Consider the following 8628-nt stretch of genomic DNA (forward strand, 5'->3'; position numbering starts at 1 on the left):
CTATTTCAAATACAATAGGGTGTTCGGTGTAAAAATGTCCGGCATCTATTATTGCAATGCCTCGCTCCTCTGCATCTCTCGCAATATGGTGCTTGATCTCGGCGCTTATGAATAGCTCGGCCCCTGAATCAATAACAAATGGCCAAAGATCTGAACCTGAACCGCAACATATGGCCGTTTTTTCTATAACCCGCCTTGGATCGCCGACTATAAAGCAACCTGGCGCCGATGTAAATCTTAAAACATCGGAGGCAACCTCAGACAATGACCTTGCCTTTTCTAGTCTCCCTATCCTTCCAAGGCCCGTAACATTGTCGTCATATACATGACGGCATGCAATCGGCCTCGCCCCAACCAATCCCAAAAAATCGGCTACAAGATCGCTTACCCCGCCTATCGCCGCATCCAAATTTGTATGGGCGGTACACAAAACTATGCCTGAACGCAAATACCCCGCCAAAAGGCGGGGTATTTGCTGTGAAAGGTCTAAGGATCGAAGCGGGCCAAAGATCAAGGGGTGATGCGTTATGACCATTTGGGCCCCCCTGCATCTCGCCTCTTCAAGAAGGGCGAAGGTCGGATCCAGGGCCACAACAATGCGTTTGACCCTTGCCTCAGGATCGCCGCTCTGTATTCCGATGTTATCCCAGGATTCAGAAAGCTCTGAAGGCGCCCAATCTAAAAGGGCTTGCCATATTTCACGGGCAGAAGGTGATAAGTCCACTCTATATTTATTTTTTGATTGGGCCCACCAGGATTCGAACCTGGGACCAACCGGTTATGAGCCGGTGGCTCTACCAAACTGAGCTATAGGCCCATTTGATAAAATAGCAATAAATCTCGAATCGAGATAATCTAACTTGAGATCGTATTTTGTCAAGACGGTGCATCAGATAAAGCAGGTAACGCTATGCCCTCTATCTTATCCCATATCTTTTCCGCTACAGCCTCCTTGTCAAGAAGGGGGATATCCTCGACCTTCAAATCCCTTGAAACAATCAAGACCTTGTTTGTCGCGGCGTCAAAACCCGAATCTTTTCTCGATACGTCATTTGCAACAAGGAGGTCAGGCTGTTTGCGAAGCATCTTCTGGACAGCTTCTTTCTCAAGGTCATGCGTCTCGGCGCAAAAACCTACAACAATCTGATTATGCCTCTTGTTTTTTATCAATTCCATGAGGATATCCGTTGTCTTTTTCAGGTTGATATTTATGTTTTCAGCAACCTTTTTGAGCTTCCGATCGGCCTTTTCAATAGGCGTATAGTCGGCCACGGCGGCAGCCATGACTACAATATCGACGTTACCCGAAAAATTTACGACTGCAACCGACATCTCCTGCGCGGTCTCTACAGGATAAGACTCGATCCCGTACGGTGCAGATATGCAAACAGGCCCGTGTATCAAGACAACCCGTGCCCCGCGTCTGTATGCCACCCTTGCCATATCAAAACCCATGCGGCCTGAAGACCTGTTTGAAATATAGCGTACAGGATCTATCGGCTCCCTTGTAGGGCCTGCCGTGACAAGGACGGTCCGCCCCTTGAGGCTTTGCGGCGTCAACGCCTTCATGACAACCTCTTTTACAACAGACCAACCCGGAAGCCTCCCCCTTCCCTCCTCACCACATGCCGTCTTACCGACTTCAGGTTCGACAACGATATGTCCAGCTGCGCGAAGAGACTCCAGGTTGCGTTTAGTTATTGGATTTTCATACATTGCAGGGTTCATGGACGGGAAGAAGAGCACAGGTCCTTTGAAGGAAAGGATAAGGGTTGAAAGGAGGTCATCAGCCAGCCCTGACGAGGCCTTTGCAAGGATGTCTGCAGTCGCTGGCAGCACCATAAAGACATCCGCCTCTCGCGCAAGACTGATATGCCTGATTGGACCGGACCGTTCGAGGTCAAACAAGTCCGAATGGACCATTTCGCCGGTAAGGGCGGAGATGGTAAGTGGGGTTATAAACCTAGCGGCATTCGCCGTCATGACCGGCAGGATCCTCGCCCCGAGCTCCATCAGACGCCTTGCATAATCCCCTGCCTTGTATGCCGCAATCCCGCCAGTTATGCCCAGGAGGATATTTTTGCCCTCAAGGGGTCTGTATGAAGGCACGTATGATATTTCAAGTCGATCGGTCAATGCAATAATTTTTGAATCATGCTGGATCAGCGGTCGAATACTATTACCTGGTCTATCCCCATTCTTTCGGAACTCTGGTTGCGTCTCAAAGGGTACCCGACGGCCACAACGGCCATAAGCTCGAGGTTGCCAGGAAGCTCGAGAAGCGCCCTTGCCTTGTTGGCGTTTTTAAGGATTTCGCCGAGCCATACGGCGCCGAGTCCCAGACTGTGGGCGGCGAGCAACATATTTTGAAGACAGGCACCTATTGCCTGGTAATCTTTTACATCGCTATACATGGCGGCCTTGTCAACAAAAACAGCGATGAGCACCTTTGCAGATGCTATCACCTTTGCATAACGCGTAAGCCCTTCGAATTTTGACTTAAGGCTGCGATCCGTTACAATGGCGAATCTCCATGGCTGATTATTAAGCCCAGAGGGCGCCCATGTGCCAGCCCTTATTATCTCCAATATCGCCTCACGATCGACCGGCTCATCTGTAAATTGTCTGATGCTCCGCCTCGAATAAATGGCATCCAGCACAGGGTTCGACATCGCCCTATCCATCAGACAGAATATTGTTAAAGCAATCTGTATGGATAAGCCCGTTTCGTCCATTCGCTTCCAGGAAAACGGACGTTCAACATCTCGTAGGCCTCCTTCAACGGCCTCGGATTATGAGTACCCTTAAAACGGGCAACCCCTGCCATATAAACAGCCTCAGACACTGAAGGTGAATTGGGATGTTCGGTTATCACCTTTTCAAAACTTGCTATTGCCTTGTCAAATCTGTCCGTCTCTAGATATGTCTTGCCTATCCCGAGGAGCATCGATGGAATGAATTCATCCGGTCCGACAAATCCGACTATCCTGTGGTGTTCTTTCCCGGCGGCATCAAGGGTTATTAAGGTGGGAGTCCATTTGATATTAAAGTCCATAGACAAAGGTACTGTATCAAAAAGAATCCTCAACGGAATCATATTTTCCATTAAAAATCCACTGACCTTTGCATCAGGATACGTAACCGCATCCATCTGTTGACAGCCAATTCAGCCTGGATTAAAAAAATCCAACAGAATCGGCCTATCGTGCATCTTTGCAAGCTTCAGCGCCTCTTCCATCGTGGTTTCCCACTTCAACGTCGTAGACATGCCGGTCGGACCTCCTTATTTTTTAAACAAGTATATGGATCAGGTGCTCCAATGTCAAGGCGAGACAAGGGTTTGAGGGCAGGCCCTCAACGCCCCAGCAGCCCTCCGAGCTGCATAAGCCCGGCCCCTGAACAATAATCCCAACCGGCAGGGGCTATGTCATAGGCCGTTGCCTTGAGCATGGACTTGATCTGATCGGGCCCCCATTCAGGATGGGCCTGCTTCAGGAGCGCAACAGCACCCGCGGCATAAGGGGCTGCGGCGGATGTCCCGCAAAAATTTCCGCCGAACCAGGTGGTGACACAATCCGGTGCGACTATATCCGGCTTGGCCCCACCAGAAAGTGTGGGTCCGCATGAGCTGAATTCCTCTGTTTGATACGGATTGTTATAAGGGACTGCGCCCACGGTCAAGACGGCCGGGTCGTCTGCAGGATAATCGATCGAAAAGATACGGGTGTAAACACCACCAAACGATGGATCAAACGATGGCTGCAGGTCATCCAGTGAATCCAGGATCAGACCTACCCAATCCTGGCTTGAGCTTCCCCAACCGCCTTTTATCGCTGCGGCATATATATCTCCTGTAATATCATATCTGTTCCCCTGGAACAGACACAGTTTTAATCCTGTGCCGACAGAAACGGAATGCGCCACTATATCCCAATTTTGTCCATTCCATCTGTAGATATTCAGGTCATAGTTGGCGCTGGGATTAAACCATATAAGCCACACAAGAACCCGGCCGCTGGATGGGCTTGAATCACTATGTTTAGATAAGATAAACCAGTTTACCGGCTGACCGCTGGCAAAATTTACATAGTTATATTGACCATATTGACCAAGATTTGCCTGCCCCAGCCATATCTGTTGGGCCTTGTTGCCAGCAGCATTAACCCATGTAATACCATCGTTATGCGCCTGCTCAACGATAGAATGTAATTGATCCACGGTCTGTTGATCTATCTGTCCGGAAAGCAGCCACCACCAATCCCATCCCAGAGAGCAGCTTATCACCTCCACGCCCTGGGATTTCAGCCAGCTATAGGCGTTATACAGGTCTGTATCTGCATTTCCTATGTTGGCCAGGTACAGCATGGCGCCAGGTGCGACATCATGGACCAAGGCCGCGCATTCGGCGCCATGAGTGTCGGAGTTCTCATCCCCGCCAAATACCTTTAATGGATAATACCGGGTAAGACCGGCGCTTTCCCAGCCTTTGAAGCCCACATCAATAATCCCCACCTTGACCCCTTGTCCCAGAAGGCCGCTGTTTTGCCAGCGATCGGCCCCTATCACGCCCACCCCCTCTGACATGCTGCTTACATGGGGCCTTGTGGGCAGTTTTATGACCTTTATCTCAGGCCATTTTGCGATCTCTGAGATCTTGTCAACAGGTACTGTTGCCTTGATATTATTGAATGCATAGTTACTGACGCTGCCCCCGAGCCCTTCTATCCGATCTTTCATTTCCCTTACAAGGTCTTCGGGCATCTGGGCCAAAGGGTCCCTGTCCAGTACCAGTATGACCTCAATGGACTCTGATGCGGTCCTGTTGTTCAGCTCATTCTGCAGGAAGGGGTCGATCTTCGGGCTGACACCGTCATTTGCAAGGGCAGTCCCTGTGCAGAAAAAGATCAGGAGAAGAGATAAAAATAAACGAATTTGATAATAATCCATGACAGAATACCTCTTTGCTCTCCGGTATATTTATAAAGGATTATATTTACCTCATCCAAATGAGGTTGTATATTTAATTTTATAACCTTTACGCCTTGCGCGTCAATATTTGAATAAATTTTGAATCCTGTCGGCAGGACTTTTGAGAAAGATATGAGGCTCTCTTCTGACGATTTATCGGAAAGGGTCAAGGAGCTGAAGTCCTTACTTGAATCCTGCACCCTCTGTCCCAGACAGTGCAGAGTAAACCGCCTGAAGGGTGAAACAGGGTTTTGCAAGACAGGCAACAAGGCCGTCGTTGCCGGCTATGGGCCGCATTTCGGTGAAGAGCGTTGCCTTGTTGGAAAAGGTGGTTCTGGTACCATATTTTTTTCCTGGTGCAATCTCCGATGTATTTACTGCCAAAACTACGAGATCAGCTGGTTGGGCCAGGGAGATCCTGTTAATCCAGACGATATCGCCTTGATCATCATGACCCTCAAAGCCTCTGGATGCGAAAACATAAACCTCGTCACCCCAACCCACGTACTGCCCTTTTGGGTCGAGGCATTGCAGATAATTTCAAAGGAAACTGACCTTGATCTGCCGATTATCTATAATACGAGCGGCTATGAAAATGTAAATGTACTGAGGCTTTTAGACGGTATAGTGGATATTTATATGCCTGACTTCAAGTATTGGAATAGATTAGCCGCAAATCGATTCAGCCAGTGCAAGGACTATCCGAAGATAACCAAGGAGGCCATCAAAGAGATGCATAGGCAGGTGGGTGACCTGGTGTTTGATAAAAATGGCACTGCAAAAAAGGGGCTTTTAGTACGGCACCTCGTCCTTCCAGGCGGTCTTTCCGACACAATGGAGATTGTAGAGTTTATCGCGCAAGAAATTTCTTCAAATACATACATGAACATCATGGACCAGTACAGGCCATGCGGCCCAGGCCACCTGCCTCCGCCCATGAACAGACGCATAACAGACCATGAGTACAACCAGGCCCTCAGGGCCGCCGGATCCGCCGGTCTCCAGCGCCTGGAGGGCCGCCTCATCTGAATCCGCACCAGATCGAGGTATGTCTCAAAATTATCTATTTTAACATACCACTCTCCGACATCTCAGGAGGGTATTGGCAGGTTTGCTGGCATCAGCCGATCTCTGTATGACTCGCAGCGATGACCGCATTTATGAAACGCGCCGTTCAAATCGACCGTCCTGCCGCTCAGTTCCATTTGGTCGAGATATGATTTTTTGATAAGAATCGATAAAATATGGTGGAGATGAGGGGATTCGAACCCCTGACTTCCACGTTGCGAACGTGGCGCTCTCCCAACTGAGCTACATCCCCATCCGGACAGGTCTTAAAATCAGGTTAAAAATTTAACAGAAAAAAAATCAAATTACCAGTACCTGACATTTCCGACATCTACATGGACAAAATTGGATTCGGGATAGTAACCCACCCCTCCACGCCTTAATGCTACGGCGACCTTGTGTAAAGTCTCGAGTGCGATCGAGGGGAGTCTTATATCAATGGCCTTTCCGAACATATGCATACTCTTGCACGCTACGCCGCTACTATGTTCTCTAAGATAGCGATTTGTAGCAGGGGAACGGTAGCCCGAGATGACCAGAAACGGGTCTTTTGTGCCGAGCCTGCACTTTATGTCATAAAGCAGATCCAAAAGCTTTACATCAATAGGACGCACATCCCCGGCGCGGAAATCGCGCAATATATAATTGATGTCCGAAAGGACCTTTGGGATATATCTGCCCTTTGAAAAATATGTCTTATGCAGGCTTTCTTCTGTATGGAGGTTATAAAAAGACAAGGTCTTTTCAGTCCCCTTGAAAGGGCCGATCCTTGCCATAACCCTTGTGGGAGACAAAAGCGCCATGGCTACAAATGCGCCCACCTTTAAAAACCTCCTTCTGCTGAGCTGCATCGCAAGGTCCGCATTTTTCATCCTTCTTGGAGACGATCTCCATACATCTCTTATCCCCTGCTCCATGACACCTCCTTAAGCAATTTATTGGTGAGATCCAAACCATTTTCATTTTCTAGAAACACTGTCAGACATTGCATCACGCCCATAGATATCTCGTCTGAAATTTAGAACTCCATCGTCAGCAACCCATGCCGTAAAATACTCTATATGAACAGGGATCGGCTTCTTGAGCCTTATAGTTATTGTTTTGCCGGCCTTTATGAGGTCAAGCAGCTTTTCGCGCGTCCAGGCAGTATGATCACTTAATAAATATAAGGCAAGTTCCAGCGGCCGCTCAAGACGGATACAGCCTGAACTGAAATCCCTCCTCGTCCTTTTAAAAAGACCCTGTGCAGGCGTATCGTGCAGATATATATCGTATCGATTGGATATATTAAATTTCAACCTGCCGAGGGCGTTGTCGGCGCCAGGATCCTGCCTCAGCTTATAACTAAAATTCCTCTCGGAGACCTTTTTCCAATCTATCTTATCGGCAAAAACATCTACTATACTATCATCAGACGTATTTATGACTTTTATATGCTTCTTGTCAAGATAATCTGGATGCTTTTGGATCTCGGGCAGGATATCCTTTACGGCTATGGAATAAGGCACACGCCAATACGGATTTACGACAATAGACGTGATTTCAGAGCTGAAAACCGGCGTCTGCCGATCGCTCCTCCCCACTATTATCTTCATCCTCATGACGGTCTTGCCGCCTTCGATCAATCTCAATTCAAAATCTGGTATATTGATAACGATATAACGGTCTTCAATTAAACCAAGAAATAAACGAAATCTCTCAAGATTCACCCTTATCTGCCGTATCCTATCTTCCACTGCGACATTCAATTCATCCAGCGTGTTACGGCCCACCACCCCATCAGGTTCAAGACCATGTCTCATCTGGAACCTTACAACGGCCTCACGAAGACCCTTGTCGAACAATTCACTGTCGCCGGCTTCTTTATAATGTCGCCCATCTTGGACAAGATCTCCCGATATGGCAAGTCTTGCCCTCAAAATTGATATACGCTTGTCCCTGTCTCCAGGCCTAAGAGCAGGCCCGGACGGGATAAAAGGCCAGCCTCCTGCAGCGGCAATGTCCCTGTAGTGGTAGAATTCATGAAGAAGTTTCTGATATGGCACGTTTTCAAGGATAGTGAATCCCTTATTGCTGTCTGGGCCCCAATATAATCCGAAGGAAACGGCATAAACAGGCGCACCAAGCATAATAAGTATGCCGACGAAAAAAGGTGTAATAATATTGATCATATTCACAACCAGCCGGATGAACAGCTTATAGCAAATAGCGTTTATAGCAAACAGCGACAAAATTAAAAGACCACCTATTATGCCCCTGAATTATATAGAGGCCGGTGGTTTTTGAGGTCAAGATTTCCAAAAAAATTTTTATCGCTGTTTTTATTTTAAGTTTCTTGACTCAAGCACACTAACAAAATAGAATTCAGGATCTGAAAAAACAGTGATCAACCATAATAAATTTGAGGTGATCCAGATGTCTTTTTCAAAGGAAGACATTCTCCTTTTAAGACCTTTGCGCAACCATTCATCATTTATGACCAGCAAGGGTTTTCTTTTAAGACTGTGTCTTTATTGCTTTGCTGCGGCAATTGTACTCTCACAGCCTCGTCTCTCTGCCGCACAGGAACAGGCTGCGGAAAAGCTTACCCTT

At 47.8% G+C, this 8628-nt stretch carries 8 protein-coding genes and 2 tRNA genes; 1 reads left to right on the forward strand and 9 read right to left on the reverse strand.

The genetic code is table 11. From position 1 onward, the window contains the following. From ACP5SG_RS08465 to ACP5SG_RS08490, 6 genes are all read right to left on the reverse strand, one after another. Positions 1-724, reverse strand: a 724-nt coding sequence (locus ACP5SG_RS08465) for a Nif3-like dinuclear metal center hexameric protein (RefSeq protein WP_428123527.1), incomplete at its 3' end; no start/stop codon positions are given. Between the two features lie 19 nt (positions 725-743). Further along, a tRNA-Ile gene (locus ACP5SG_RS08470) sits at positions 744-817 on the reverse strand. A 59-nt stretch (positions 818-876) separates the two neighbouring features. Continuing rightward, entirely contained in the window at positions 877-2109 is a 1233-nt protein-coding gene (gene coaBC, locus ACP5SG_RS08475; protein ID WP_237888100.1) for a bifunctional phosphopantothenoylcysteine decarboxylase/phosphopantothenate--cysteine ligase CoaBC, read from the reverse strand. 53 nt (positions 2110-2162) lie between these two features. Then, positions 2163-2684, reverse strand: a complete 522-nt coding sequence (locus ACP5SG_RS08480) for a nitroreductase family protein (RefSeq protein WP_237888099.1) — start codon at positions 2682-2684, stop codon at positions 2163-2165. A 14-nt stretch (positions 2685-2698) separates the two neighbouring features. Then, on the reverse strand, positions 2699-3151 hold the full coding sequence (locus tag ACP5SG_RS08485) for a tetratricopeptide repeat protein (RefSeq protein WP_424661427.1): 453 nt from the start codon (positions 3149-3151) through the stop codon (positions 2699-2701). 203 nt (positions 3152-3354) lie between these two features. Continuing rightward, on the reverse strand, positions 3355-4947 hold the full coding sequence (locus ACP5SG_RS08490) for a S8 family serine peptidase (RefSeq protein WP_428123533.1): 1593 nt from the start codon (positions 4945-4947) through the stop codon (positions 3355-3357). Positions 4948-5100: 153 nt separating this feature from the next. On the opposite strand from ACP5SG_RS08490, the gene ACP5SG_RS08495 reads away from it, so the two are divergent. Next, a complete protein-coding gene (locus ACP5SG_RS08495) occupies positions 5101-5997 on the forward strand; it encodes a radical SAM protein (RefSeq protein WP_424661429.1) in 897 nt (298 codons plus the stop codon). Positions 5998-6213: 216 nt separating this feature from the next. Here ACP5SG_RS08495 and ACP5SG_RS08500 read toward each other — a convergent pair. The 3 genes from ACP5SG_RS08500 to ACP5SG_RS08510 all read right to left on the reverse strand — a co-directional run bounded on the left by ACP5SG_RS08500 (position 6214) and on the right by ACP5SG_RS08510 (position 8165). Then, positions 6214-6289: transfer RNA gene (locus tag ACP5SG_RS08500), tRNA-Ala, on the reverse strand. A gap of 52 nt (positions 6290-6341) precedes the next feature. After that, a complete protein-coding gene (locus tag ACP5SG_RS08505) occupies positions 6342-6953 on the reverse strand; it encodes a YcbK family protein (protein ID WP_237888095.1) in 612 nt (203 codons plus the stop codon). Positions 6954-6995: 42 nt separating this feature from the next. Beyond that, positions 6996-8165, reverse strand: coding sequence for a L,D-transpeptidase family protein (locus ACP5SG_RS08510; protein WP_428123538.1), 1170 nt, complete (start codon positions 8163-8165; stop codon positions 6996-6998). Positions 8166-8628: the final 463 nt, after the last annotated feature.

Source organism: Dissulfurimicrobium sp. (assembly GCF_049968175.1).
GTDB classification, from domain to species: domain Bacteria; phylum Desulfobacterota; class Dissulfuribacteria; order Dissulfuribacterales; family Sh68; genus Dissulfurimicrobium; species Dissulfurimicrobium hydrothermale.